Source organism: Enterobacter cloacae complex sp. IR5384 (assembly GCF_049237265.1).
Lineage (GTDB): Bacteria > Pseudomonadota > Gammaproteobacteria > Enterobacterales > Enterobacteriaceae > Enterobacter > Enterobacter cloacae.
The window spans coordinates 1-25100 of record NZ_JBMKHJ010000009.1; the positions used below are offsets into that span (position 1 = coordinate 1).

Annotated in this window: 25 protein-coding genes and 1 pseudogene; 12 read left to right on the plus strand and 14 right to left on the minus strand. The window is 54.1% G+C overall.

Going from position 1 to position 25100, the window contains the following annotated elements; translation table 11 throughout:
• The 3 genes from ACOTX3_RS09850 to ACOTX3_RS09860 form a co-directional block, all read left to right on the plus strand.
• Positions 1-562, plus strand: a 562-nt coding sequence (locus ACOTX3_RS09850) for a hypothetical protein (protein ID WP_421634975.1), incomplete at its 5' end; no start/stop codon positions are given.
• 353 nt (positions 563-915) lie between these two features.
• A complete protein-coding gene (locus tag ACOTX3_RS09855) occupies positions 916-1143 on the plus strand; it encodes a hypothetical protein (protein WP_058678528.1) in 228 nt (75 codons plus the stop codon).
• Between the two features lie 3 nt (positions 1144-1146).
• A complete protein-coding gene (locus ACOTX3_RS09860) occupies positions 1147-1593 on the plus strand; it encodes a hypothetical protein (RefSeq protein WP_058678527.1) in 447 nt (148 codons plus the stop codon).
• A 184-nt stretch (positions 1594-1777) separates the two neighbouring features.
• On the opposite strand, the gene ACOTX3_RS09865 is transcribed toward ACOTX3_RS09860, so the two are convergent.
• On the minus strand, positions 1778-2572 hold the full coding sequence (locus ACOTX3_RS09865) for a hypothetical protein (protein ID WP_058678526.1): 795 nt from the start codon (positions 2570-2572) through the stop codon (positions 1778-1780).
• Positions 2573-3184: 612 nt separating this feature from the next.
• On the opposite strand from ACOTX3_RS09865, the gene ACOTX3_RS09870 reads away from it, so the two are divergent.
• The 3 genes from ACOTX3_RS09870 to ACOTX3_RS09880 all read left to right on the plus strand — a co-directional run bounded on the left by ACOTX3_RS09870 (position 3185) and on the right by ACOTX3_RS09880 (position 6462).
• A complete protein-coding gene (locus ACOTX3_RS09870; RefSeq protein ID WP_013096678.1) occupies positions 3185-3460 on the plus strand; it encodes a metal/formaldehyde-sensitive transcriptional repressor in 276 nt (91 codons plus the stop codon).
• Between the two features lie 31 nt (positions 3461-3491).
• Positions 3492-4610 carry an S-(hydroxymethyl)glutathione dehydrogenase/class III alcohol dehydrogenase gene (locus ACOTX3_RS09875; protein ID WP_058678525.1) on the plus strand — a complete coding sequence of 373 codons (1119 nt, stop codon included), beginning with the start codon at positions 3492-3494 and terminating at the stop codon, positions 4608-4610.
• Positions 4611-4770: 160 nt separating this feature from the next.
• Positions 4771-6462 carry a methyl-accepting chemotaxis protein gene (locus ACOTX3_RS09880; RefSeq protein ID WP_038419375.1) on the plus strand — a complete coding sequence of 564 codons (1692 nt, stop codon included), beginning with the start codon at positions 4771-4773 and terminating at the stop codon, positions 6460-6462.
• An 81-nt stretch (positions 6463-6543) separates the two neighbouring features.
• Here the strand turns inward: ACOTX3_RS09880 and ACOTX3_RS09885 are convergent, their stop codons facing one another.
• From ACOTX3_RS09885 to ACOTX3_RS09900, 4 genes are all read right to left on the minus strand, one after another.
• Positions 6544-8928: a glucose/quinate/shikimate family membrane-bound PQQ-dependent dehydrogenase gene (locus tag ACOTX3_RS09885; RefSeq protein ID WP_127869254.1), complete on the minus strand. Its 2385-nt coding sequence runs from the start codon at positions 8926-8928 to the stop codon at positions 6544-6546.
• A gap of 266 nt (positions 8929-9194) precedes the next feature.
• Positions 9195-10118 (minus strand): LysR substrate-binding domain-containing protein, encoded by a 924-nt coding sequence (locus ACOTX3_RS09890; protein WP_014831860.1) that lies wholly within the window; start codon positions 10116-10118, stop codon positions 9195-9197.
• Between the two features lie 165 nt (positions 10119-10283).
• A complete protein-coding gene (locus ACOTX3_RS09895) occupies positions 10284-11168 on the minus strand; it encodes an SDR family oxidoreductase (protein ID WP_013096673.1) in 885 nt (294 codons plus the stop codon).
• 62 nt (positions 11169-11230) lie between these two features.
• Entirely contained in the window at positions 11231-11620 is a 390-nt protein-coding gene (locus ACOTX3_RS09900; RefSeq protein ID WP_127869255.1) for a YdeI family stress tolerance OB fold protein, read from the minus strand.
• A gap of 138 nt (positions 11621-11758) precedes the next feature.
• Between ACOTX3_RS09900 and ACOTX3_RS09905 the strand changes: the two genes are divergently transcribed.
• The 4 genes and pseudogenes from ACOTX3_RS09905 (at position 11759) to ACOTX3_RS09920 (ending at position 14239) form a co-directional block, all read left to right on the plus strand.
• The gene (locus ACOTX3_RS09905) at positions 11759-12262 is read left to right on the plus strand and encodes a hypothetical protein (protein ID WP_058678523.1); all 504 of its coding nucleotides are present in this window, start codon (positions 11759-11761) and stop codon (positions 12260-12262) included.
• A 9-nt stretch (positions 12263-12271) separates the two neighbouring features.
• Positions 12272-12718: a DUF421 domain-containing protein gene (locus ACOTX3_RS09910; protein ID WP_013096670.1), complete on the plus strand. Its 447-nt coding sequence runs from the start codon at positions 12272-12274 to the stop codon at positions 12716-12718.
• A gap of 11 nt (positions 12719-12729) precedes the next feature.
• A complete protein-coding gene (locus ACOTX3_RS09915) occupies positions 12730-13236 on the plus strand; it encodes a 2-oxo-tetronate isomerase (RefSeq protein WP_028027876.1) in 507 nt (168 codons plus the stop codon).
• Positions 13237-13253: 17 nt separating this feature from the next.
• Positions 13254-14239: pseudogene (locus ACOTX3_RS09920) on the plus strand (SDR family oxidoreductase).
• Here the strand turns inward: ACOTX3_RS09920 and ACOTX3_RS09925 are convergent.
• The 8 genes from ACOTX3_RS09925 to ACOTX3_RS09960 form a co-directional block, all read right to left on the minus strand.
• Positions 14240-15865, minus strand: a complete 1626-nt coding sequence (locus ACOTX3_RS09925) for an alpha-amylase family protein (RefSeq protein ID WP_058678522.1) — start codon at positions 15863-15865, stop codon at positions 14240-14242. It abuts the pseudogene before it with no gap.
• Positions 15866-15873: 8 nt separating this feature from the next.
• On the minus strand, positions 15874-16884 hold the full coding sequence (gene cydB, locus ACOTX3_RS09930) for a cytochrome d ubiquinol oxidase subunit II (protein WP_127869256.1): 1011 nt from the start codon (positions 16882-16884) through the stop codon (positions 15874-15876).
• Positions 16884-18287, minus strand: a complete 1404-nt coding sequence (locus ACOTX3_RS09935; protein ID WP_013096665.1) for a cytochrome ubiquinol oxidase subunit I — start codon at positions 18285-18287, stop codon at positions 16884-16886. The genes cydB and ACOTX3_RS09935 overlap by 1 nt, the downstream gene beginning before the upstream one ends.
• Before the next feature lie 67 nt (positions 18288-18354).
• Entirely contained in the window at positions 18355-19227 is an 873-nt protein-coding gene (locus tag ACOTX3_RS09940) for a manganese catalase family protein (RefSeq protein ID WP_058678521.1), read from the minus strand.
• A 15-nt stretch (positions 19228-19242) separates the two neighbouring features.
• Positions 19243-19749, minus strand: a complete 507-nt coding sequence (locus tag ACOTX3_RS09945; RefSeq protein ID WP_013096663.1) for a ferritin-like domain-containing protein — start codon at positions 19747-19749, stop codon at positions 19243-19245.
• A gap of 25 nt (positions 19750-19774) precedes the next feature.
• Complete coding sequence (locus ACOTX3_RS09950) at positions 19775-19978, minus strand: hypothetical protein (RefSeq protein WP_013096662.1); 204 nt, start codon at positions 19976-19978, stop codon at positions 19775-19777.
• Positions 19979-20001: 23 nt separating this feature from the next.
• Positions 20002-20496, minus strand: coding sequence for a ferritin-like domain-containing protein (locus ACOTX3_RS09955; protein WP_014831873.1), 495 nt, complete (start codon positions 20494-20496; stop codon positions 20002-20004).
• An 89-nt stretch (positions 20497-20585) separates the two neighbouring features.
• Entirely contained in the window at positions 20586-20771 is a 186-nt protein-coding gene (locus ACOTX3_RS09960; protein ID WP_004150795.1) for a general stress protein, read from the minus strand.
• A 527-nt stretch (positions 20772-21298) separates the two neighbouring features.
• Here ACOTX3_RS09960 and hglS point away from each other — a divergent pair.
• Both hglS and ACOTX3_RS09970 read left to right on the plus strand, forming a co-directional pair.
• Positions 21299-22642: a 2-oxoadipate dioxygenase/decarboxylase HglS gene (gene hglS / locus ACOTX3_RS09965; RefSeq protein WP_058678520.1), complete on the plus strand. Its 1344-nt coding sequence runs from the start codon at positions 21299-21301 to the stop codon at positions 22640-22642.
• 42 nt (positions 22643-22684) lie between these two features.
• Entirely contained in the window at positions 22685-24190 is a 1506-nt protein-coding gene (locus ACOTX3_RS09970; RefSeq protein ID WP_421631608.1) for a carboxylesterase/lipase family protein, read from the plus strand.
• Here ACOTX3_RS09970 and ACOTX3_RS09975 read toward each other — a convergent pair.
• Positions 24177-25019 carry a LysR family transcriptional regulator gene (locus tag ACOTX3_RS09975; protein WP_058678518.1) on the minus strand — a complete coding sequence of 281 codons (843 nt, stop codon included), beginning with the start codon at positions 25017-25019 and terminating at the stop codon, positions 24177-24179. The two genes, ACOTX3_RS09970 and ACOTX3_RS09975, sit on opposite strands and share 14 nt — an antisense overlap.
• Between the last annotated feature and the right edge of the window lie 81 nt (positions 25020-25100).

Genomic DNA, 25100 nt, shown 5'->3' on the forward strand with positions numbered 1-25100 from the left:
TGATGATCTGTTCGTCGGAAAAACGCTTCTTCATGGGGATGTCCTCATGTGGCTTATGAAGACATTACTAACATCGGGGTGTACTAATCAACGGGGAGCAGGTCATCATAATGCATCCTACATAAATAATCCTTGGTGGGATTGTTGGTCCATTCATCATAATACGCTCCTTGATTCTTTCTTTGATGTTTACGAGGTAACTGGCGCTGCTGGCAAAATAATTCAGCATAAATTGCGGCGCGAGATATATGATCAAATAAAAAGAATGGAGACTTTTCCAAACTTTCAAGGGGCAAGAATACTAGGTTTTTGCTTGTTTGCTATGGGATTTAAAGCTAGCAAGGAACTTTCCGGCAAGAATACATATGCTTTACATAAAGTAATTCTCAATTGGGTAAGGATTAATTTCAAAACATTACATGAGCGCAATGCAAAGGTAAGTTCAGCATGTTTGTTTACATCTATTTCATACAATGTGGAAACTAATTCGCTTGTTCGTGTTCATGAAGCAAGAGGACTTAGTGATAAAGATCAATATGAGTATTTTGTATTAGATGATTAAACATAAATTATTAAGCTAAGCTGCCTAACGGCGGTTTTTTTATGCCTGTAATTTGGGAGGAATCATGCAGAACTACATCCAGCCAGGGACTGTGGTCCGGTAATTAATTTTTTACACGAGAACAGTATGGCGATACAGGGCGCATTAACGGCGTTCTTCATCGCTTTGCCGTTCTCTTTGTAAGTTGGAGTGGTCTTTTGTCATTGGAGCTACTGTTGACCGTTACAGTGATTCTAACCTGATGATGAGAAGCTTTAACGTTGTCAAAGCTTGCTTAAGCTTCATCGTAAATGTTTGTACTAGATTGGCCTTGAGCGGTACTGATATGATAACTACTTCACTAAGGAGTAGTTATGGATTGGCTGGGAATTCCTTTTCAATTAAACGGTAATGACGTGTTTTACCATGGCGATTTCGTTCTTAAGCAGATACCCAAGATCGTGGTTGAAAGCGATAGTGGCTGGATCATCTTTGCCAGCCTAGTGTCCGCACTTTTGGCTGGCGGTTTACCAGCAATTATGGCGTGGGAGGCATTAAGATCTACTGCAGAATCACTGCAAAAGCAAATGGCTCATCAATAGCAGATGACAAAGCTTGCTTTGAAAACAGAAATTGAATCCAAAAATCAGACTGATTATATCGAAGAGTTGGTTAATGTAGCTGCGGAATGTGTCGCTGCCGCTGAAACTGTGAAATTCATTATGCAGGATGCTACAAAGTCTTTTCGTAGAAATGATAGCCAAGAACGTCAAAATCATTTGTTGGATTTACAAAAAGAAAAAAGACATGTTTTCTCTGTAGCTTCTTGGAAGATGCTTTTGCATCTTGAAAAAAGAGGGGTTGACTATTTCTTGCTCAAGAAAGGGATGGTTTCGATTTATAAAGTTCTAAATGATTTCGAATCGACAGATATTGAAATCGATCATGATACTTTTAATAGTGGTCTCAATACAGTAAGAGATGCTATGAAAGAAATCATAGCTGGCGAGTTTAGAAAGGTTCAAGAGCTAACAAATTATAAAGAAATATGATTTTAAGTAATTCATAAACCGCCTTATGGCGGATTTAATTGTCACCCCTAAACCACCTCCTAGGGGTGACAATTAAAGTAAAATCCGCGTGAGCAAATTTTACTTTAAACTATTAATCAAGTTGGATTGATAGCTCAATCTCTGTTACAACTTCTTAACCATTAAGTTGTTAATATATAGTTTTTTATAACAAAGTTGATAGCGCAGAAATGAATGGCGCGAAAACAGTAATGTGCGCAGATACATTTTGCATGAAATCTTTGTAAGCTTCCTTGAAACCACCGCTCTGATGACTCGAAGCAAGAGCTTGTACGTTATCTATTAATGTTCTTTCAGTTTCTTCGTCCAGTTGATTCGATTTGATGGCCTCTATCATGTCAGCGAAAATTGTTGGTTCGTTATAATTTGTTGCCACTGAAGCTGTAGCGCCTGCAGAATTGATATTTATACTAGATCCAGAAATGCCGCTTACGTTAATGGATGATTCTTGTTTCATAATAGGGATGCCGTTTTCCATTTTATAGAGGTCACTTTGTTCGAGCATATTAACGGTTACACGAATTGCAGCGAGAATTTGCTCTTGTTTTTTAAAAAGTGCAATCATTTGATTTACAGACCACAGATCGACATTGCATTCTTCACAAACTGCTTTTGCAACATCCGGAACGTTCGGGTCATATCTACCAAAGGCCCATGAATTCTTCAAAACATTAATGATTGAAGTTAGGGTGGGGTATGAGCTGAAGTCACTATTGATATTACATAAAACTCCTGCTATGAACATAGCCATGCTGCGTCCATCGCTATAAAGGGCTTCGACTTTGCCTCTTTTTGTATGGGGAATTTTAGCAATATAACGGAAGTCTTCTTTATTTTTTAGATGGCTCCAATCTTTATCAAAGGAATGAAATTCTTCTCCAATAGAGACGAGTCTGGATATTTCTGCAGTTACTTGTGCGAGATCTTTTCTAATTTCCAAGCTATTACTCCTTGTGTTGTGATTTTATTCATGCTGGTTTTCAATCAATAGTAAATGTATTGTTGAGCTAGAGAATAATTCCGAGCGTGAAATATCACGTAGTAAAATCAATGTGTTGAACGAGAGTATACCGCGTAAGCCTTTGTTTTTAAATAATTAAATAATGAGAGATAAATCATTAAATTACAATGGGTTAACTCCTTTTTTTCTGCTCTCTTAAAGAACATAATTTTTCCGATAAGCAAGCTTGCGGGGGATTTTCATATTCGGAGATTCAGGACTAACCCATATAAGCATCTGAAAAGCCTGGGCGGTGACTGCCGAAAGGAACGTATAAACACTGATGATGACGGGATTTTGGGCGTGATTATGCACGCGGTTAACGACATGCGAACGATGGAATTTGATGATAATCCGGTGATGTGTGGGATAGGATCGAGGGTACATTTTTGGGGCGGTTTGGGGAAAATTTTGGGGCAGTAAAAAGTCCTTTAATGTCCGATAGTGCCTTTTGACTACGTCGGGTAAATGCATGATAACCATAGAAAACATAATGTTTACATAAGATTGCTAAAAAAGGTACCATACCCCCCTATAGTATCAGGAGGCCGTATGCCGCACTCACCCGAAGATAAAAAACGTATCCTCACTCGCGTTCGTCGCATTCGGGGCCAGGTTGATGCCCTTGAACGCGCGCTGGAGTCGGGCGACCCCTGTCTGGCCATCCTGCAGCAAATTGCCGCCGTGCGCGGTGCTGCCAATGGCCTGATGGGCGAAATGGTCGAAATTCACCTCAAAGATGAGCTGGTAACGGGGGAAACCACGCCGGATCAGCGAGCCGTGCGCATGGCAGAAGTCGGCCATTTGCTGCGCGCTTATCTAAAATAAACCCACACACCACACAATAAGGGAAGACACTATGAAATCTCGCGCAGCCGTCGCATTTGGCCCTGGCCAGCCGCTCAAAATCGTTGAAATCGACGTTGCACCGCCGAAGAAGGGCGAAGTGCTGATCAAAATTACCCATACCGGGGTGTGCCATACCGATGCCTTTACGCTGTCGGGCGACGATCCGGAAGGCGTTTTCCCAGCGGTGCTCGGCCATGAAGGGGGCGGTGTGGTGGTGGAAGTGGGCGAAGGCGTGACCAGCCTGAAGCCGGGCGACCACGTGATCCCGCTCTACACCGCAGAATGCGGCGAGTGTAAGTTCTGTAAATCCGGTAAGACCAACCTCTGCCAGGCGGTTCGCGCCACCCAGGGCAAGGGGCTGATGCCGGACGGTACCACCCGTTTCTCCTACAACGGCGAGCCGGTTCACCACTACATGGGCACCAGCACCTTCAGTGAATACACCGTTTGCGCGGAGATCTCACTGGCGAAGGTGAACCCGCAGGCGCCGCTGGATAAAGTCTGTCTGCTGGGCTGCGGCGTCACCACCGGGATTGGGGCAGTACACAACACGGCGAAAGTGAAAGAGGGCGACACCGTGGCGGTGTTCGGTCTTGGCGGGATTGGTCTGGCGGTGATTCAGGGCGCGGTCCAGGCGAAGGCCGGGCGGATCATCGCGGTCGACACCAACCCGGAGAAATTCAAACTGGCGGGTGAAATGGGCGCGACCGATTTCGTGAACCCGAAAGATCACGAAAAACCGATTCAGGAGGTCATTGTTGAGATGACCGACGGCGGCGTGGACTTTAGCTTCGAATGTATCGGCAACGTGAACGTGATGCGTTCCGCGCTTGAATGCTGCCACAAAGGCTGGGGCGAGAGCATTATCATCGGCGTGGCCGGTGCGGGCCAGGAGATCAAAACCCGTCCGTTCCAGCTGGTAACCGGGCGCGTATGGCGTGGCTCAGCGTTCGGCGGCGTGAAAGGGCGCACGCAGCTGCCGGGGATGGTTGAAGATGCGATGGCCGGGAAAATCCAGCTTGATCCATTCATTACCCACCGTTTACCGCTGGAGCAGATCAACGAGGCGTTCGATCTGATGCATGAAGGTAAATCCATTCGTACTGTTATTCATTTCGGCGACAAGTAACTCTTCTGCCAGCGGTTTTTCGCCGCTGGCGTTTCTTTAATAATCTTCTCTAAAGTGTGACCAGTGCGGCGTTTTTAGCCGTAATCTAAATCTCAGCCGTGCCGATGACTATTTAACAGGCGTGTTTTTACGCATCTTACCTACAAGAGAGTCGACGGTCATGGACAACACTACTTCGATGCCAGCGCAGCGCAAGCTGGGCTTCTTGCATCACATCAGGCTGGTTCCGCTGTTTTCCTCCATTCTCGGTGGCATTATTCTGCTATTTGCCTTGAGCGCAGGTCTGGCGGGGTATTTCCTTTTACAGGCCGACACCGATCAGCAGGATGTCACGTCTGAAATTCAGGTGCGTATGGGGCTGTCGAATAGCTCAAACCATCTGCGAACCGCGCGTATCAATATGATCCACGCCGGGGCGGCGAGCCGTATCGCGGAAATGGATGCGATGAAGCAAAACATCGCTGAGGCGGAAAAACGGATCAAACAGTCTCAGGAAGGGTTTAATGCCTACATCAATCGCGCGGTTCGTACGCCTGAGGATGAAGCGCTGGATGCCGATCTGAAAACACGCTATGACGCCTATATCGCAGGCCTGCAGCCGATGCTTAAGTTTGCTAAAAACGGCATGTTTGAAGCCATCATTAACCATGAAAACGAAAGCGCCCGCCCGCTGGATGACGCCTACAACGCCGTGCTGCTGAAGGCGATTAAGATCCGCACCGAGCGCGCGAACGCCCTGACGGTTAAGGCACACAGCCGCACCCAACTGGGCCTGATGTTTATGGTGGGCGCGTTTGCCCTGGCGCTGGTGCTGACGGCCATGACCTTTGTCGTGCTGCGACGCACGGTGATCACCCCGCTGCAGCGCGCCGCGAAACGCATTGAAAATATCGCCAAAGGCGATCTGACCATGCCGGACGATGTGGCCGGACGCAGCGAAATTGGCCGCCTGACGCGCGACCTGCAAACCATGCAGCACTCGCTGGAGAACACCGTCGGTACCGTGCGTCAGGGGGCGGAAGAGATCTATCGTGGCACCAGCGAAATCTCCGCAGGCAACACCGACCTCTCTTCCCGTACCGAGCAGCAGGCGGCTGCCATTGAGCAGACGGCAGCCAGCATGGAGCAGCTCACCGCAACGGTGAAACAGAACGCCGATAACGCGCACCATGCCAGCAAGCTGGCGGAAGATGCCTCCGGTAAAGCCAGCCGTGGCGGCCAGATGGTCTCCGGGGTGGTTAAAACCATGGGCAATATCTCTACCAGTTCGAAGAAGATCTCTGAAATTACCGCCGTGATTAACAGTATCGCCTTCCAGACCAATATTCTGGCGCTCAACGCGGCGGTAGAAGCGGCGCGTGCGGGTGAGCAGGGGCGCGGGTTTGCCGTAGTGGCAAGCGAAGTTCGTACTCTGGCAAGCCGCAGTGCGAATGCCGCCAAAGAGATCGAAAGCCTGATCAACGAATCCGTTTCGCTGATTGACCAGGGCTCGGGCGAAGTCGTCGCCGCCGGTAATACCATGAATGAAATCGTCGAAGCGGTTAAACGCGTGACGGACATTATGCTGGAGATCGCTGCCGCGTCTGATGAACAGAGCCGTGGTATTGAGCAGGTGAGCCAGGCGATTTCTGAGATGGATAAAGTGACCCAGCAGAACGCCTCGCTGGTGGAAGAGGCTTCCGCCGCGGCGGCGTCGCTGGAAGAACAGGGCGCGCGTCTGACCGAGGCGGTGGGTGCGTTTCGACTGAGCGGCGCGAAGCAAGGCCGGGCGGCAACGTCTGCGCCAGTGGCGAAGAATGCGCCGCTGCGTCCGGCGGCAGCGGTTTCCGGGGATAACTGGGAGACGTTCTGAGTGGCGTGTTGTGTCGGGTGGCGGCTTCGCCTTACCCGACCTACAAATAAAAAGGGACCTTTCGGTCCCTTTTTTCATCGCTTACTTTTTATCGGGTAACGCATACGCGATAACGTAATCACCGCGATCCGGTGACTGGCGGGCGCCGCCAGCGTTAATAATGATGTACTGTTTACCGGTTTTCGGTGAAACGTAGGTCATCGGCCCGGACTGGCTGCCGACCGGCAGACGGTCTTTCCAGATCTCTTTTCCGGTGGCGGTATCGAACGCGCGCAGGTAGAAATCCTGAGTGCCGGCAAAGAACAGCAGGCCAGACTGGGTGGAGAGCGACGCGCCAAGGGTTGGCATCCCGATAGGGATCGGCATATGCATGCGAATACCCAGCGGGCCGGTATCTTCCACGGTGCCCACCGGCACCTGCCACACCAGCTTGCCGGATTTCAGGTCAACCGCGGACATCGTGCCAAACGGCGGTTTCTGGCATGGAATACCCAGCGGTGACAGGAAACGCTCGCGCATGGCGCCGAACGGCGTGCCGTCCATGGGCACAATACCCATCTCAATCCCGCTGGCGTCTTTCGCCACGCTGGCACGCGGTACCATGTAGTTGGCCAGACCCAGGCGCATATCGTTGACGAACATCAGCCCGTTGTTCGGATCGACCGAGACGCTGCCCCAGTTCATCCCGCCCAGTGAGCCAGGGAACTGCAGGGAACGATCGAGACCCGGCGGGGTAAAGACCCCCTGATGGCGCATCTCTTTAAACTGGATGCGGCACAGCAGCAGGTCGACAGGCGTCGCGCCCCACATGTCGGATTCGGTCAGGGTCTGGTTGCCAATCATCGGCATACCGACGGAATACGGCTGCGTCGGGGAGTAGCGTTCGCCCTGCACGTTACCCGCCGGGACCGGACGTTCTTCCACTTTCGCCACCGGTTTGCCGGTTTCGCGGTTGAGCATAAAGATCATGCCCTGTTTACTGGTCTGCACCAGTACCGGCGTGGTTCCGCCTTTACCGTCTGGCAGATCGTACAGCAGCGGTTGAGAAGGCAGATCGAAGTCCCACAGGTCGTGATGGGTGGTCTGGAAATGCCAGCGGACCTGGCCGGTGGTGGCATCAACGGCAACGATGGAGGAGCTGTATTTATCATCCAGCGCGGTGCGTTCTCCGGCCCAGAAATCTGGCGTGGCGTTACCGGTTGGCAGGTAAATCAGGTTCAGTTTTGCGTCATAGGACATTGCAGACCAGACGTTCGGTGTACCGCGCGTGTAGGTCTGGCCTTCCGGCGGCAGGCCGGTCAGGTCCGGATTACCCGGATCCCACGCCCAGGCCAGTTTACCGGTATGAACGTCATAGGCGCGCACCACGCCCGGCGGTTCGCCGGTGGAGAAGTTATCCGCCACGCGTCCGCCGACTACCACCACGTTTCCTGCCACCAGCGGCGTGGAGGTTTGCTGATAGTAGCCCGGTTTAATCTCACCCATACCCACGCTCAGATCCACGGTACCTTTGTCACCAAAGTCTTCGCAGGCTTTACCGTTATCGGCGTTGATGGCAATCAGGCGGGCATCGGTGGTGGGCAGGAACAGACGGCGCGGACAGGCGGCGGGCTGCGCATCTGTCTGTGACGTTGTCACGTTTTGTGAATCTTCAAAATAGCCCAGCCCACGGCAGCGCTGCCAGTTCGGGGCCGTGGCTTTGGCGTCGTAACGCCACTTCTCTTTCCCGGAATCTACATCCAGCGCCAGCACTTTGCTGTACGGCGTACAGACGTAGAGCGTATCGCCAATCTGCAGCGGCGTGTTCTGGTCTTCCGCACCGGAGCCATTGCTCTGGGGGATATCCCCGGTATGGGCAACCCACGCGACTTTCAGCTCGTTAACGTTCTGCTTGTTGATCTGGTCGAGGGCCGCAAAACGATCCCCGTGGGTGGTGTTACCCCAGTGTTCCCAGTTCTTCTGCTGTTCGCCAGCCGCGACCGGTTTCACCGGCACCGGCTCATTCGCCGCCACCAGCGTTTGGGGTTTAAACATCCAGCCCAGGCTGACAAGCATTGCCACGGCGAGCAGCGCCGCCACGCCAAAGGCCGGGCCTTTTTTCACCGGCGTCGCACGGTTTGCCGCACGCAGGAACGGCCAGACGAGGGCACACAGGAATGCCAGAACCGCAAAAGTGAAGAGGCGTGAGAAGAGCGGCCAGAAATCCCAGCCGGCATCGCTTACCGCCCAGAACAGCGACGCGATAAACGCGATGCCATACAACACAATCCCGCTGCTGCGGTTGATGAAAATCAGGATCGCGGCAATCACCATTACCACGCCCATGTTCAGGAAGTATCCACTTCCGCCTACGGTGACGAGTTTAAAACCCAACCCGCCAACGGCCAGACCGACGATCGCCATCAGTCCGGCAAGGAGCCACTGCAGGATACGGGGTATCCCACGTGGCGCGCTGCCAAATGCCATCTCTTTCTCCTTAAGAACCCCCGCTGCACAGCACGACAACGTGCCGGAAGTGTACCAGGTGGGTAATAAATGCAGTGGGAATAATGATTAATACGCTTGAATTCGGGGTTGATAAAATATTTACGAACCATTTGGTGAATTCGTCGCTATGATAAAACTGTTAAATTGTTTTGCGCAATTGTTAATAAATGATTTCGCATTAAATGATTAGAACGCAGGAATGACCCTCGCCCCGGGGGGAGAGGGTCAGGGCAAGGGGAAAGGAATCAGGCAGGCATCGATTTACGTATCGCGCTCAGTAGCGTCTGTGCACCTGAGGAGAGCGGCGTATCAACGCGGGTTAAAATGCCAATCGGTTCGCCGGCGCCGGGCGAGGTCACCGGCAGTGCGGTGAGCGTGCCCTGGCGTAAATCATCTTTGACCGCACCGGAGGGGACGAACCAGACGTAGTCATAATCCACGGTAAGCTGGCGTGACAGGGAGGCGGACAGGGTTTCAATACAGCCTGTCGGCAGCGTACAGCCCTGCATCTGCAGTAACGTTTCGGCATTTTGCCGTGGAACCGTACCTTTTGGTGACACGACCACCGGCCACTCCATCACCCGGCTTAGGGTAACCGTATCCTGCAACAGAGGATGGTTGGGGCGTACCACCAGCTTCAGGGATTCCAGGAACAGCAGCTCATAATTCAGACCCACCATCAGTTCAGGATCTGACATCCGTCCGATACCCAGATCCAGCTCGCCGGATTTCAGCCCCGCAAGCAGCATGGTGTTATTCATGGTGGCGACCTGCAGGGTCGTATGTTTTTGCTGTTTGTGAAACTGACCGATCACCGGCGGTAGAATGCCCAGCGCCGCCGTGGGCAGGGCACCCACACGGACAATCTCGTGCGTCTGCTCTTCTTTACGGTTTAGCGCCTGTCCGGCGGTATTGAGCGCATCAAGCACTTTTACTGCATGGGTCAGAAACTGCTCGCCGACCAGGGTCAGTTGTGCGCCCAGACGGCCGCGATCGAACAGACGGGCACCGGTCAGTTGTTCCAGCTCGTTAAGCGTTTTTGAGAGAGCAGGCTGGCTCAGGTTAAGGGTTTCAGCCGCACGCCCCAGCGTTCCCTGTTGAGCGACGGCCACAAATGTATGCAAATGGCGCAAGCGTATGCGCTGACTGAACAGACCATTTTTTTCCATAGGCGATGTTAAAAACAGAGCGATGCGGGTGACAAGCTAAGTTGTTTAATTTTGATAACTTGATAGCAAAATATTTTTAACATTTGATCTGTTTGAGTTACAACATGTTTTTGGCGGGAGGCTGAACGTCCTTGTTCATTTATTGCACATTCGGGCAGGGAAACGTTAAATCACGCCATCACCGCCGTCGGAACACCATACCTGGCCGGTCGTAAAGGAACACTCATCTGACGCCAGCGTGACGTATAAAGGTGCAATCTCCACCGGCTGGCCCGGACGGCCCAGCGGTGTGTCACCCCCAAACTGCTTCACTTTTTCCATCGGCTGGCCGCCGCTGGATTGCAGCACCGTCCAGTAAGGCCCGGGAGCCACGGCATTAACGCGAATGCCCTTCGGCCCAAGCTGTTTGGCAAGGGATTTGGTAAACACCGCCAGACAGGCTTTGGTCTGGGCATAGTCCAGCAGGACAGGGCTGGGTTTTACCGCCTGCACTGAGGAGGTGTTAATAATTGCCGCAGGGGCTTTCAGATGGCGAAGCGCCGCTTTGGTGATCCAGAACGGGGCATAAACGTTGGTTTTAAACGTGGCATCGAAATCTTCGGTAGTGAGTTCTTCCAGCGATTCCCGATACTGCTGGCGACCGGCGTTATTCACCAGAATGTCCAGCCCGCCAAGTTTAGCCACCGCTTCTTCCACCAGGTTCTGGCAGAAGGTTTCATCCCGGACATCCCCCGGCAGCGCGACGGCGTTGCGTCCTTCGGCCTTGATCAGGTCGATGACCTCTGCGGCGTCTTTCTCTTCTTCAGGCAGATAATTAATGGCGACATCGGCGCCTTCACGGGCGTAGGCAATGGCCACCGCGCGGCCGATACCGGAGTCACCGCCGGTAATCAGCGCTTTTTTGCCCGCCAGGCGGCCGTGGCCTTTATAGCTCGTTTCCCCGTGATCGGGAACAGGTTGCATCTCAGAAGCCAGTCCTGGTGGCGTCTGCGGCTGTTCCGGGAAAGGGGGTTGCGGATAAGCGTTCGTACGTTGTTGAGTATCACTCATAGCTGACTCCTTAAGCCAATAGGTGAGTTAGGATGAAAATACAGCGTTAACGCTTCGCTGAGTTATTTCTGCAGATGATCGACACGTACAACGGAAGGCGATGACTTTTTATCAAGCGAACCGTTAATGCTGATCATCTGGTCTGGTTTGACTGTTCTGCCGTCAAAAACTGCTTTTGGGATAATAACGTCGATTTTTCCGGATTTATCCTGAAATACATACTTATCGCCGCTACCGTCAATAAGGTTGCCGCGCAGTGAAATGGTCGCGCCATCATGCATTTGTTTCGCCTGGTCGATGGTCATAATACGGACATCATCCGTGCCGCGATAACCGCTATCCAGTGCATGCGGAGGAGGCGGTGCTTCACCCTTTTGTAACCCGCCGTTATTATCAGCCCATGCGGTTGGCACCATAAATATTAAAAAAGCGGAAATAAGTGATAATTTCATCTGATATCCTTCATTTAAGGTGTCTTGACTTATTAAGTATTGTTGCTATTCCTTTATGTGGCAAATGTGATAAGTCTTAAAAACATTCGCCATACAAAAAAGAACGTTTGGTAAATAAGCGAAACGGTGATAGCTACCATGAATGATAAAAATGAAAAGTTACCCGGGATAAATGAGAGTTATCGCTTGCTGAGGTTTGAATATGCATTTCGCCAGGTCGGATTTATTGTGTTACTGAGTATTATCATCGCGGCGATTGCTGGTCTGTTTTCAAGTGGGATAGTGAGTGACACGGAGAAAACCAATTCTGCAAAATCCCTGACCCTCAACTATGAGCGCTTTGCGCGTCGGCAAACGGAGTCGCGACTTCAGCTGACCTTTCCGGTCAACAACGAGGGCAAATACACCGTGAGCATGACCAGCGAGAGCAGCGACGCCTACGAGCCGGGCAGCGTCTGGCCGCAGCCAGACAGCATGTACAGCCGCGGGAACACGCTCTATTTTGTCTATAATCATCTTGAAAAATCGCCACATTTTGCGGTCTGGCTGTTCATTACCCCGACCAGAGGCGGTAAATGGCACAACGTCATTCGTGTAAACAACCTGCCGGATATTCCTTTCTGGCAATTTATTTACCCTTAGGAGGCTGCCATGGATATGGTTTTTAGGGCGTTGGCGATTTACCTGTTTCTGGTGGTGGTCTTCAAAGTTGCCGGACGACGTGCGTTGCTGCAGATGACCAGCTTTGACCTTATTCTCCTGTTAATTATCAGCGAAGCAACCCAGCAGGCCCTGCTGGGGGAGGATTTTTCGGTCACGGGTGCAATGATAACCATCACCACGCTGGTGGTTGTGGATATTATTTTTGGACTGATGAAAAAGTATTTTTCGCCGGTGGAGAATATTCTGGATGGCACGCCGGTAATTCTGGTTGAGAACGGCGTGCCCTTAGCAGATAAACTCAAAAAGGTCGATGTTTCATGTGATGATATTCTGGTTTCGGCCCGGCAGAATAATGGTATTACAAAGTTAAGCGAAATCAAATATGCCATTCTGGAACGTAATGGCCATATTTCCATTATTCCTGAGAAAAAATGAGAGGCCTGATGATGAGCAATCTATACCACGACAACACCATTACCGTGGCTGAACTGACCAAAAAACTGGCGAGCAGGTTAATCGATGCCGGGCTTCGCTTAACAACCGCAGAATCCTGCACCGGCGGGAAGCTTTCGGTAGCGCTCTGCGCGGAAGAGAACACTGCCGATTTTTATGACGTGGGGCTGGTCGTCTTCAGCGATAGCGCGAAGGAGAGGATCCTGGGCGTAAGCCCGGAAACCCTCGCGCGGTTTACCGCCGTCAGTGAACAGACCGTCACCGAGATGGCGGCCAGCATCCGCGACATTGCCCAGGCCGATGTCAGTATCGCCATCAGCGGCTATGCCGGGCCGGAAGGGGGAGAAGACGGCACGGCGGCGGGGACCGTGTGCTTCGCCTGGAATATCGGCGGAAAGACGGAAACGAGCAGGGTGCTCTTTTCCGGCGACTGCCAGGACGTGGTGGAAAAAGCGGTGCATTACTCGCTGGCTGAATTAGTGACGAAATTATCGGGCTGAAATAACGCGGAGGTTTTATGGCTGTGATGGTCATTACTGGCGGGACGGCGGGCGTGGGGAAAGCCACGGCGCTGCACTTTGCAAAAGCGGGCTACGATGTGGGCATTATTGCGCGCGAGGAGACAAGCCTGCACTCGACCCAGGAAGAGCTACGCCGTTTTGGCGTCAATGCATTGGCCGTGCAGGCGGATGTGGCCGACAGTCAGGCGGTGGTGGATGCCGCCAACGAAATTGAGTATCGCCTTGGGGCGATAGATGTGTGGGTCAATAATGCCATGGGAGCGGTGCTGGCGCCGTTTCGGACCATGACGCCGGATGAATTTCGCCGCGTCACAGAAGTCACCTACCTTGGCTACGTGAACGGTACCCGTGCCGCGCTGGAACTGATGGTGCCGCGCGATCGGGGCGTGATTATTCAGGTTGGCTCCGCGCTGGCCTACCGCTCCATTCCTCTGCAGTCCGCCTACTGCGGCGCCAAAGCCGCGATCCGGGGCTTTACCGATGCGGTGCGTACCGAGCTGATGCATGAGAACAGCCGGGTGCAGCTCGCCATGGTCCAGATGCCGGGGCTGAATACGCCGCAGTTTGAATGGGCACGGAATAAGTTGCCTGGGCGATGCGCCCGGTTCCGCCGGTGTTTGAGCCGGAAGTGGCCGCGAGTGCCATTTTCAGGGTGGCGCAAAAACCGGTGCGCGAGCTGTGGGTGGGCAGCAGTACCATCCAGTCGATTGTCGGCCAGTTCCTCTTCCCCGGCTTTCTTGACCGCCTGATGGTGAAAAAGGCCTGGGAAGGGCAGATGACCGACACCCTGAACGCAGAAGACCGGCGGGATTACCTCGACCAGCCGGTCAACGACCTGCACAAAATCCACGGCCATTTCTCCGCTGAGGCGAAAACGCGCGCCAGCGCTGTCTCCTCTGGCGCGCCCGGGAAAGTGCTGCTGGGCTCCCTGGCCGTCGCAGGGATTGTGCTCACACGCCTGATGCGCGGCCGCAAAAAGTAGTCAGCGCAGCGCGCTACGGTTTGTCCAGAACCAGCGATAGCCGTAGCCGCCTATATCCAGCTCAACGGTTTTGCCGCAGACCAACGCATCCTCGTAGCGTTTGTCTGCCAGACAGGCGGTCCAGGTGGCGTGGCGGATCCCTCTGGCGGTGAAGGTCACCGGTTTATCGCTGAAATTAACAAAGGTAAGAATGCTGCGATCTTCAGCCTCGTAGTAAATCCCCAGCACTGCATCATTATCGATGGCGATAAGATGAAACGGCGCCACGGCAATCTCCGGGAATTCAGACCGCGTGTTGGCGATATCGATAATCCGGTGCAGCAGCGAGTTGCGGTGCAACAGCGAATCCGCCACGTTAATTTTCTGATAACGATAGGGCCCGTGGTCAATGATGGGCGCGATAAAGCTCTGCGGGTCTGCATCAGAGAAGCCACCGCCCTGAGAGGGCGCCCACTGCATGGGCGTACGCACGGCGTAACGCTCTTCTAAATCCAGATCATCACCCATGCCGATTTCATCCCCGTAGCGCATAACGGGCACCCCGGGCAGGGAGAACAGCACGGCGTGGCAGAGTGCCAGCCGCTTCTGGTCGCCATTCAGCATCGGCGCCAGGCGACGGCGGATCCCACGCTGGTACACGTTCATCTCTTCATCCGGGGCGAACGTGTCGAGGACGAACTGTTTATCTTTTTTACCGATCCCCTCCAGATCCAGCTCGTCGTGGTTACGCAGCCAGTTGGCAAAGCAGCAGGAGTCCGGCGGGACGATCATTTTCTTCACCGCATTGCGCAGCGGGCGGGCGCTTTTCCTGGCCAGGCTCACGTAGAAATATTTATTAAGCCAGAAGTTAAGCACCAGATGCAGGCGGTCGTTATTGCCGAAATAGTCCTTGTAGGCTTCCACTTCTACGTCAACTTCACCGAGCAGGATCGCCTGCGGGTTATGTTGGGTAATCAGGCGGCGCAAGTGCTCCAGGATCCACAGCCCCTTTTCCTCGTCACCGCCTCCGGCCTGGGTGGTGAGATGCGACGCGGCGTCCAGACGGAATCCCGATACGCCGAGCTTAAGCCAGAAGAGGATAATGTTCTCTATCTCTTTAATTACCGCAGGTGAGGTGAGGTTGAGATCAGGCTCGTGGCGATAAAACATATGCCGGTAGTATTGACCCGCCTCGTCATCCCATGTCCAGATGCTCTTTTCCACGCCGGGGAACATCGGAGGCGTATCGTCATCGTCATTATCTGACCACAGATAATAGTCGCGAAAGGGGGATTTCGGGTTGCGCCGGGCCTCCTGAAACCAGGGGTGGGCGTCCGACGTATGCTGGATCAACAGCTCGATAATGACCTGCATCCCCAGCTCACGTGCCTGCTCAATAAAAGCGATAATATCCGCCAGTTTGCCGAACCGGGGGTCGACCTGCAGGTGGTCGCTGACGTCATACCCTTCGTCCAGAAAAGGGGTAAGGTAAAACGGAGTGATCCAGATTACTGTCGCCCCCATGCGGCGTATATATCGCAATTTGGCCGTTATTCCGGCGATGTCTCCGCAGCCATCGCCGTTTAAATCGTAAAACAGTGCCGTATCAATTTGATAAATAATGGCCCGTGTATGCCATCCTGCCATCCTGCACCTCAGTGGTAACCTTCTGTATCAGAAACTTTTCCCCGAAAGACGTAGTAACTCCAGGCGGTGTACACCAGGATCACCGGAATAATCAGTAACGTCCCCACCAGCATAAAGAGCTGGCTGGCGGGCGGGGCCGCGGCATCCCACAGGCTAATGCGCGGCGGAATAATGTTCGGCCACAGGCTGATGCCCAGTCCGCTAAAACCGAGGAAGATAAGCCCAAGCGTCAACAGGAACCGACGCGCGTGGCTGGCCGGGTTGCGGGTCAAGCGCCAGATCCACAGGCTAAATACGCCTACCAGCAGAGGCACCGGCAGGAACCAGAAGAAGTTAGGCAGGGTAAACCAGCGCTCGGCCACGTACTGCCAGCCGAGTGGCGTCCAGATGCTCACCACCGCGATGACGACAATCAGCGCCAGCAGCACGTGGCGGGTCAGTTCGCGCATGCGGTTTTGCAGTGCACCTTCGCTTTTCATGATAAGCCACGTGGTGCCCAGCAGCGTGTAGGCCACCACCAGCCCGATACCGCAGAACAGGTTGAAGGGGGTCAGCCAGTCGAGGGCAGACCCCACGTAGCGTCGGCCTTCTACTTCAAAACCGTTGATCACCGCGCCGACCACCACGCCCTGGCTGAAGGTGGCGAGTAGCGAGCCTCCCGCAAAGGCATAGTCCCAGAACTGGCGGTGAGAGGGCGTCGCTTTGAAGCGGAACTCAAAGGCGACACCGCGAAAGATAAGACCGATCAGCATGGCGGTAAGCGGAATGGTGAGCGCATCGATGATCACCGCATAGGCCAGCGGAAAGGCGCCAAACAGCCCTGCGCCGCCCAGCACCAGCCAGGTTTCGTTGCCGTCCCAGACGGGGGCCACGCTGTTCACCATCACGTCGCGCTCTTTAGCATCGCCCACGAAGTTAAACAGCAGACCGATCCCCAAATCAAAGCCATCCATAATGATGTACATCAGGGTGGCGAAGACGATGATGGCAAACCAGATAACCGAGATATCGACGCCCATCAGATTCTCTCCTCTTCCGGAACAGACTCAGCGGCAGACAGCGGACGGGCGGGAGTGCCCGAGGTGTTCGAGGTTAGCGTGTCCACCGGCTGTGGTCCTTTCTTAATCAGACGCACAAGGTAGACATAGCCCACGCCAAACACCGAGCAATAAACGACGATGAAGGCCAGCAGGCTGATGCTCATTTGCAGCGTACTGTGCAGAGAGACCGCGTCGATGGTGCGCAGATAGCCGTAGACCACCCACGGCTGGCGACCCACTTCGGTGGTCACCCAGCCAGCGAGCAGCGCCAGCAGACCGGCAGGCCCCATACAGAGGGCAAACCAGTGGAACGGGCGCGAGTGATACAACCGGTGGCGATAGCGTAGCCACAGGCTCAGGACGCCGAGGGCGATCATCAATAGCCCCATGCCAACCATGATGCGGAACGACCAGAAGACGATGGTGGAGTTCGGGCGATCTTCTTTCGGGAAATCTTTCAGCGCGGGGACCTGTTTATCCAGACTGTGGGTGAGGATCAGGCTGCCGAGGGCCGGGATCTCAAGCCCGTATTTGGTGCGCTCCTCTTCCATATCCGGCAGACCAAACAGCAGCAGCGGGGTGGCTTCCCCTGGCGGATTTTCCCAGTGCCCCTCGATGGCGGCGATTTTGGCAGGCTGATGTTCAAGCGTGTTCAGGCCATGCATATCCCCGACTACGGCCTGAATGGGGGCGACCAGCAGGGCCATCCACATAGCCATCGAGAACATTTTGCGAATGGCGGGCGTGTCGTTGCCGCGCAGCAGGTGCCAGGCTCCCGACGCGCCCACAAACAGCGCGCTGCACAGGAACGCGGCAATGGACATATGGATCAGCCGGTACGGGAAAGAGGGGTTGAAGATGACGGCCAGCCAGTCTTCAGGGATCACCTGACCGTTCTCAATGGTGAAGCCCTGCGGGGTGTGCATCCAGCTGTTAGAGGCGAGGATCCAGAAGGTGGACATTAGCGTACCCAGCGCCACCATGCAGGTTGCGAAGAAGTGCAGTCCCGGTCCAACCTTGTTCCAGCCGAACAGCATTACGCCGAGAAAACCGGCCTCCAGGAAGAAAGCGGTTAATACCTCGTAGGTCAGCAATGGCCCGGTGATGCTACCTGCAAACTGAGAGAACCCGCTCCAGTTGGTGCCGAACTGATAGGCCATGACCAGCCCGGACACAACGCCCATACCAAAGTTGACGGCAAATATTTTGAGCCAGAAATGGTACAGGGAGCGCCAGACGTCGTTTTTGGTACGCAGCCACATCCCTTCGAGCACCACCAGATAGCTGGCAAGCCCGATGGTGATCGCCGGGAAGAGAATATGAAACGAGACGGTAAAAGCGAACTGAATTCTCGCCAGATGAAACGCGTCGAGTTCGAACATGGTCCGTACCTCTGGAACGATGGGGCACGAGAATTACCAGGCAGCGGGAGCTGCCTGGCAAAACCGGTTACGGTTTTTTCTTACCGGCGCCTAGCTCGGCACCTGTTAACGGGTCGGCGTTCGGATCGGATTTTGTGCGAGCAGACATCGCCTTGACGAGCGTAGCCTGTTCGGTCGAGAGCGTCACGCTTGCACTCCCGTCTCCACCGTCAACCGCAGGTTGGGGGGCCTCAACGTAGTCGAAATGCTTATCGCTGTTCCAGCTTCCGCGGACCTCGCCACCTTCAGACATATTGTAGTACTTGTTGGTGAATTCCTCGATTGGCGGCAATTTCCCCGGCGGGAAATTATTGCGAATAGACAGAAGCGCCTTCTCGAAGGAGAGCTGGTGCGCCGCCTCTCGCGTCATCAGAAACGCCAGTGCATCTTTCACCCCGGGATCGTCTGTCACGTTGATCAGACGCTCATAGATGATTTTTGCCCGCGCCTCTGCGGCCACGTTCGAGCGCAGATCCGCCGTAGGTTCACCAATGGTATCAACATAGGCCGCCGTCCAAGGCACACCCGCGGAGTTAGTGAGCGGGGTACCGCCGCCGTAGAGCAGGGAGGTGATATGGCTGTCGTTGCCGTTTTCGGTCATGGACCGGTACAGCTCGGCTTCGTTCTCTACCCCTTCCGCCAGCGCGCCTTTGGCCCCTTTATTCAGCATGCCGACCAGCGTCCCGATGATTTCGAGGTGGCTCAACTCTTCGGTCGCGATATCCATCAGCATATCTTTACGGCCAGGATCGTCATCACTCAGGCCCTGGGTGAAGTAGCGACAGGCGGCCGCCAGTTCACCCTGCGGCCCGCCAAATTGTTCCAGCAGAAGATTGGCGAGGCCGGGATTCGGTTCAGCAACGCGAACCGTGTATTGCAGTTGTTTGACGTGTCGAAACATACACTCTCCTGTGGTTTATTTTTTCGCTTCGACACCTGATGCATCAGAACGCAGCAGGAACTGTTCCGTCGTTTGCGGAATATGACGAATTAGCCAGTCGGCCATCTCGCGCTCTTCGGCGAGAATGGTTTCAATGGCGGGTACAGAGGCGGTGTCGCCCGCTTTTTTGGCCGCGGCCAGCAGGGAGGTGTAGCAGGCAATTTCGAACTGTTCGAAAACATAGCCGCTGATGGAGCCTTTAACAATCTCATCGGACGGGAACATGCCGCCGATGGACTGGCCGAGCGCAGCCATTTTGCTCATCGAGTCTTTTAAAACCGAACGAGAAATATCATTACGATCGAGGATTTCCTCCAGCAATGTGATTTGCCGTTTTGTCTCATTAAGGTGCTGCTCAATACGGGCGCGAACATCAGGATAATTTTCAATACGGCTGGCCATCGATTCCAGCATTGATTCGGCTTGCTTTTCCATTGCATGGGCATCGCGTAGCCAGTCATGGTAGTGTTCTACGTGATTCATATTTCGTTCCTCATTATAGGTTCGCTTATTTGGTCTCACTTTCAGCAGCCTGATCGGCACGTGCGGCACTGTAGCCAGATAAATGGCCGACAATATTGGCGTAAATACTGATGATAATGACCCATAGTACGCTATTCTTCCACCATATTACGGAAGGGATAGCAAGGATGAACCATATTATAGCTGCCGTTAAATGGCACCGTTTAATTGTCCTGGGACTGATGCTCATTATATTTAACCTGTGTTATAGCGTCATTTTTGCGCTTTTTGGTTAATATTTCCTACGGCCAGGTCGGTGAGTTTAAGATCGGTTTCTTTTTCTTCTTCCAGTGTTTCGGCAAGAAGTTTAACGGCTTTTTTATAGCCAAGTTGTTCTGCTAATGTGGCAAGGGTACCGTAACTGGCAATTTCGTAATGTTCCACTTTTTGCGCAGCAGCAATTAATGCAGCATCACGGACTTCATTCTTTTCTGTGCTTTCGATGACCTCATTGGCCTCTTCAATTAAGCCTTCCATTGCCACACATTTCATTCGCTTAAGCTTAATACCGTCTTCCTGTTCGATGATCTGGTCGATACGCTCAATCTGACCCTGCGTCTCCTCAAGGTGGGCGGTGAAGGCCGCACTGAGCTTTTCACTGGAGGCGGCACGGGCGAGTTTGCTCAGGGCTCGGGTAAGCTGTTTTTCCGCGCTGTAGGTATCGGACAGTAGATGAATAAAAACATCCTCGATACTTTTCATATTCATATATTTTGCTCCGGTTAAAACGTTAAGGGAACTGCGAGCCTTTCGGCCCGCAGCATGCTCTCTGATATTACTGAGACAGCTTAATAAAATCAGGAGTTATCAGATTTACGGCCTCCGCCGTGACTATTCTGACCCCCTTTCTTACCTGCTTCAGATGCGCGTTGCGGATCGTTTTTGAAATTACCGCCGCTGTGCTGGCCGCCTTTACGTCCAGCTTCTGATGCTTTTTCACGGTCTTCAGCGAAATTACCGGAACCACCACGATGCTCTGCCATATTAAACCTCATAGTCATATATTGGTTATGTCAGTACGATACAGAAATATTCCGTATCACTCGTCGTTCGAGTAATAACTTTAGACGCTGTGCGGCATGCGTCAAATGCGTTTCGCCATTCACGGTTGCGTTATTTAAAAATATTGGTGGGTTTACGCTTCGTTTGGCGAAAAAATATGGATGAGTGGGAAGGACTTGTAAAAAAATGCTCGGATTAATCCTAAGTTGCCGCTAAAAACCTGAAAGGTGAAGATAAAAATTGTAGCGCCACAATTTCGTTCAATTTTTAGCCGGGATGGCCTCCAAAATTACTCCTTTATAGCTAGAAAACAGAATAATCATTAATTATAAGGAAACTCCTGGACGACGGGCCGGGGGAAAGGAAGGGGGCCTGGTACGGCCGCGACAGGTTCGGGCAGCACACGGTTTGACCACTGTCGTCGTAAGATCACAAATCGTAAATTCTTCCCCCCGGAAGGAACGGGTTTCTCTACACTCCAGGTAATATTCACTGGAGGCATGACACCATGGCGAACACCATCACGGCTGATGATATTCGGGAACATTTTTCGCAGGCTATGTCGGCGATGTACCAGCAGGAAGTTCCGCAGTACGGCACCTTGCTTGAGCTGGTCGCGGACGTAAACCTGGCGGTTCTGGAAAACAATCCACTCTTACATGAACAACTGGCGAATGCAGATGAGCTGGCGCGCCTGAATGTGGAGCGTCACGGGGCTATCCGCGTTGGCACCGCAAAAGAGCTTTCTACCCTGCGTCGTATGTTTGCCATCATGGGCATGTACCCGGTCAGCTACTATGATCTCTCTCAGGCGGGCGTTCCGGTTCACTCGACGGCATTTCGCCCGGTGGATGATGCGGCGCTGTGCCGTAACCCGTTTCGTATCTTTACCTCACTGCTGCGCCTTGAGTTGATTGAGAACGTTGCCCTGCGCGAGCGGGCGGCGGAGATCCTTTCTCACCGCAACATCTTTACGCCGCGCTGCCTGGCGCTCATCGAACTGCACGAAAAAGAAGGGGCGTTCACCGAGGCGCAGGCGCGGGAGTTTGTTCAGGAAGCGTTAGAAACCTTCCGCTGGCACCGTCATGCGACGGTCGATCAGGAGACCTATCTGGCGCTGCATAATGAGCATCGCCTGATTGCGGATGTGGTCTGTTTCCCGGGATGCCACATCAACCACCTTACGCCACGCACGCTGGATATTGACCGGGTGCAGGAGCTGATGCCGAAGTACGGCATTGAACCCAAAATTCTGATTGAAGGGCCGCCGCGCCGCGAGGTGCCGGTGTTATTGCGTCAGACCAGCTTCAAGGCGCTGGAAGAGCCGGTGCTGTTTGCCGGGGAACATAAAGGCACCCATACCGCGCGCTTTGGTGAAATTGAACAGCGCGGGGTGGCGTTGACGCCGAAAGGTCGCGAGCTTTATGACAGTTTGCTCGCCGAGTCCGGCACCGGCAAAGACAACCTGACCCATCAGCTTCATCTGCGTGAAGTGTTCAGCGCCTTCCCGGACAGCGAGCTGATGATGCGCCGACAGGAGCTGGCGTATTTCCGCTATCGCCTGACGCCAGCGGGTGAAGCGCATCGTCATGCGTTTCGTCCGGGCGACGATCCGCAGCCGTTAATTGAACGCGGGTGGGTGGTTGCCCAGCCGATCACCTATGAAGATTTCCTGCCGGTCAGCGCCGCAGGGATTTTCCAGTCCAATCTCGGGAATGAAACCCAGGCGCGCAGCCACGGTAACGCCAGCCGGGATGCCTTCGAAGCGGCGCTGGGCTGCCCGGTTTATGACGAGTTCGCACTGTACGAGGAGGCGGAAATCCGCAGCAAACAGCGTTGCGGTTTGCTCTGAAATCGTTACTCTTCAGGGGTGTGATGTAAAAAGAAGGTAGTTATGCAATATCCCTCCGCCCCTGTGGTTGAAACGCGCTACGGCGCACTGGCTGGTTTTACGGATAATACTGTTCAGGCGTGGTACGGCATTCCCTACGCCGCACCGCCCGTTGGCAACTGGCGGTGGCGCTCGCCGCGACCGCCCGAACGCTGGGATGGGGTTCGCACGGCAACGGCGTTTTCCGCCTCAAGCTGGCAAAGCAGCGAATATTGCCAGGAGCTGGGCGGCGGGGATCCCGGACAGTTTTCAGAGGATTGTCTTTATCTTAACGTGTGGTCGCCCGTTGACCGCGTTGAGCCGCTGCCGGTGATGGTCTGGCTGCACGGTGGTGGGTTCACGCTCGGCGCGGGTGGGTTACCGCCCTATAACGGCAGGGCGCTGGCGGAACGCGGCGTGGTGGTGGTCACCCTCAATTACCGTCTTGGTCATCTCGGCTTTTTCGCCCATCCTGCGCTGGAGGGGGAAGAAGATCGCGTGGTGCATAATTTTGCCCTGCTGGATCAGATCGCCGCCCTCGAGTGGGTGCGGGACAATATCGCCGCCTTTGGCGGCAATCCCGAAAACGTCACGCTGTTTGGTGAATCAGCTGGCGCACGCAGCGTGTTGTCGCTGCTGGCCTCGCCGCTGGCGAAAGGGTTATTTCATAAAGCGATTGTGCAAAGTGGCTATACCTTGCCGGATACCCCGCGCGAGCAGGCCCTGCGAAAAGGGGAAGCGCTGGCCGCGCATTTTGGGCTGGAGAACGCGACAGCGGAGCAGCTGCGCGCTATTCCACCTGAGTCGTTCTGGCCGTTGACGGCACCGCTGAATATCGCCCCGGCGCCTGTCACCGGAGATTGTGTGCTGCCGGAGCCGATGCTGGACGTCTTCTTTGCCGCCCGTCAGCAGCCTGTCCCCATCATGATTGGCTCCAACAGCGACGAGGCGAGCGTAATGGCGGTGTTTGGCATCGATCTCGCCGGACAAATTCAGAAGCTCCGCCGGGAGCGGCGCTTTGGTCTGGGGCTGATCAAGCTGCTCTATCCGGGCGTGAAAGGCGATGAAGAGCTGGGAAGGCAGGTGTGCCGGGATATGGCGTTCACCACCATGGGCTATGTGGTGATGCAGGCCCAGCAGCGCGTCGGCGAGCCGTGCTGGCGCTACTGGTTTGACTATGTGGCCGAAGCGGAGCACGCCACCTATATCAACGGTGCCTGGCACGGCAACGAGGTGCCGTATGTGTTTGATACGCTCGGAGAGGTGGAACCTTCACGGCAGTATGTGAACGCGCGTGATTTACAGTTCGCCGCCCACGTGGCCGACTACTGGGTAAGTTTTGCCCGCGATGCCGGACATCGTGACAGCCTGCCTGGGCCGACGCACTGGCCAGCCTGCCGTAAAGGGCGTGACGTCCTGTTACGCATTGGTGTGAATAAGCATGCAGTTTTTAAGCTTGAAAACCGCTTTATGCGCGCCCGCATGAGCCTCTTTAAACGGGTGATGAAGCACCACGTTAACCTCGATTAAGCAAACAGGCACGAAATGCGGCCAGGCCGTTTTCCGTGCCTGGCGCTTCGCGCAGCACCAGCCGGTAGCTCGCACCGGTTTTGATACTGGTCGCAAAAGGCCGCACCAGCCTTCCTGCGCGGATGTCCTCTTCCACCAGCGTTTCATCGGCGATGGCGACGCCCAGCCCCTGAATGGCCGCCGTAATGGCGAGATCCATCGTGTCGAAGTGTTGATTTTTGTGCATAACAACGCCCGGCTCATCCTGTTTCGCCAGCCACAGTGACCAGTCGGTTTTATCCCGTGTCGGGTGAAGAAAGGTCAATGAACCCAGTCCGGTCCCCGCCCGCAGCGGGCTGAGCACCGGAGTTAACGCCTCTTCGAACAGCAGATCGCCCGCGCTCATGTGCGTGCCAAACACGATGGCGGCGTCGTAGGATTCGGTTTTAAAGTTGACGTTATGATCGGTGGTGGTGGTCAACGCGATTTGCAGATCGGGCTGTTCGCGCTCTACCTCTAGCAGGCGCGGCACCAGCCAGCGCATGGCGCAGGTGGGCGCTTTCAGCCGGATCACCGTATGGTGGGTGCGGGCCCGATCGGCCACGTTCAGCATCTGTTCGAAAGCGGATTGTAGCTCCGGCAGCAGGGCGCTACCCTGGGAAGAGAGGCGCAACCCGCGCGCGTGGCGCTCAAACAGCGGAAAGCCAAACCACGCTTCCAGAGCGGCGATTTTACGGCTCACGGCCCCCTGAGTCAGACAAAGCTCTCTGGCGGCATGGGTGAGATTCAGGTGACGCGCGGTCACCAGGAAGGCGTCGATGGCATTGAGCGGGAGCGAACGGCGCGACATAAAAACACCTCAGCTATGCATTTTTCTCATGGCTATTATGACAACAATTCGATTGTCCCGGCAACGGTGTTGTTGTTTGAA

Coding starts and splice junctions, on each gene's coding strand:
- ACOTX3_RS09855 (WP_058678528.1), top strand. CDS start 916: ATGGATTGGCTGGGAATTCCTTTTCAATTAAACGGTAATGACGTGTTT.
- ACOTX3_RS09860 (WP_058678527.1), top strand. CDS start 1,147: ATGACAAAGCTTGCTTTGAAAACAGAAATTGAATCCAAAAATCAGACT.
- ACOTX3_RS09870 (WP_013096678.1), top strand. CDS start 3,185: ATGCCGCACTCACCCGAAGATAAAAAACGTATCCTCACTCGCGTTCGT.
- ACOTX3_RS09875 (WP_058678525.1), top strand. CDS start 3,492: ATGAAATCTCGCGCAGCCGTCGCATTTGGCCCTGGCCAGCCGCTCAAA.
- ACOTX3_RS09880 (WP_038419375.1), top strand. CDS start 4,771: ATGGACAACACTACTTCGATGCCAGCGCAGCGCAAGCTGGGCTTCTTG.
- ACOTX3_RS09885 (WP_127869254.1), bottom strand. CDS start 8,928: ATGGCATTTGGCAGCGCGCCACGTGGGATACCCCGTATCCTGCAGTGG.
- ACOTX3_RS09890 (WP_014831860.1), bottom strand. CDS start 10,118: ATGGAAAAAAATGGTCTGTTCAGTCAGCGCATACGCTTGCGCCATTTG.
- ACOTX3_RS09895 (WP_013096673.1), bottom strand. CDS start 11,168: ATGAGTGATACTCAACAACGTACGAACGCTTATCCGCAACCCCCTTTC.
- ACOTX3_RS09900 (WP_127869255.1), bottom strand. CDS start 11,620: ATGAAATTATCACTTATTTCCGCTTTTTTAATATTTATGGTGCCAACC.
- ACOTX3_RS09905 (WP_058678523.1), top strand. CDS start 11,759: ATGAATGATAAAAATGAAAAGTTACCCGGGATAAATGAGAGTTATCGC.
- ACOTX3_RS09910 (WP_013096670.1), top strand. CDS start 12,272: ATGGATATGGTTTTTAGGGCGTTGGCGATTTACCTGTTTCTGGTGGTG.
- ACOTX3_RS09915 (WP_028027876.1), top strand. CDS start 12,730: ATGAGCAATCTATACCACGACAACACCATTACCGTGGCTGAACTGACC.
- ACOTX3_RS09925 (WP_058678522.1), bottom strand. CDS start 15,865: ATGGCAGGATGGCATACACGGGCCATTATTTATCAAATTGATACGGCA.
- cydB (WP_127869256.1), bottom strand. CDS start 16,884: ATGGGCGTCGATATCTCGGTTATCTGGTTTGCCATCATCGTCTTCGCC.
- ACOTX3_RS09935 (WP_013096665.1), bottom strand. CDS start 18,287: ATGTTCGAACTCGACGCGTTTCATCTGGCGAGAATTCAGTTCGCTTTT.
- ACOTX3_RS09940 (WP_058678521.1), bottom strand. CDS start 19,227: ATGTTTCGACACGTCAAACAACTGCAATACACGGTTCGCGTTGCTGAA.
- ACOTX3_RS09945 (WP_013096663.1), bottom strand. CDS start 19,749: ATGAATCACGTAGAACACTACCATGACTGGCTACGCGATGCCCATGCA.
- ACOTX3_RS09950 (WP_013096662.1), bottom strand. CDS start 19,978: ATGAGCATCAGTCCCAGGACAATTAAACGGTGCCATTTAACGGCAGCT.
- ACOTX3_RS09955 (WP_014831873.1), bottom strand. CDS start 20,496: ATGAATATGAAAAGTATCGAGGATGTTTTTATTCATCTACTGTCCGAT.
- ACOTX3_RS09960 (WP_004150795.1), bottom strand. CDS start 20,771: ATGGCAGAGCATCGTGGTGGTTCCGGTAATTTCGCTGAAGACCGTGAA.
- hglS (WP_058678520.1), top strand. CDS start 21,299: ATGGCGAACACCATCACGGCTGATGATATTCGGGAACATTTTTCGCAG.
- ACOTX3_RS09970 (WP_421631608.1), top strand. CDS start 22,685: ATGCAATATCCCTCCGCCCCTGTGGTTGAAACGCGCTACGGCGCACTG.
- ACOTX3_RS09975 (WP_058678518.1), bottom strand. CDS start 25,019: ATGTCGCGCCGTTCGCTCCCGCTCAATGCCATCGACGCCTTCCTGGTG.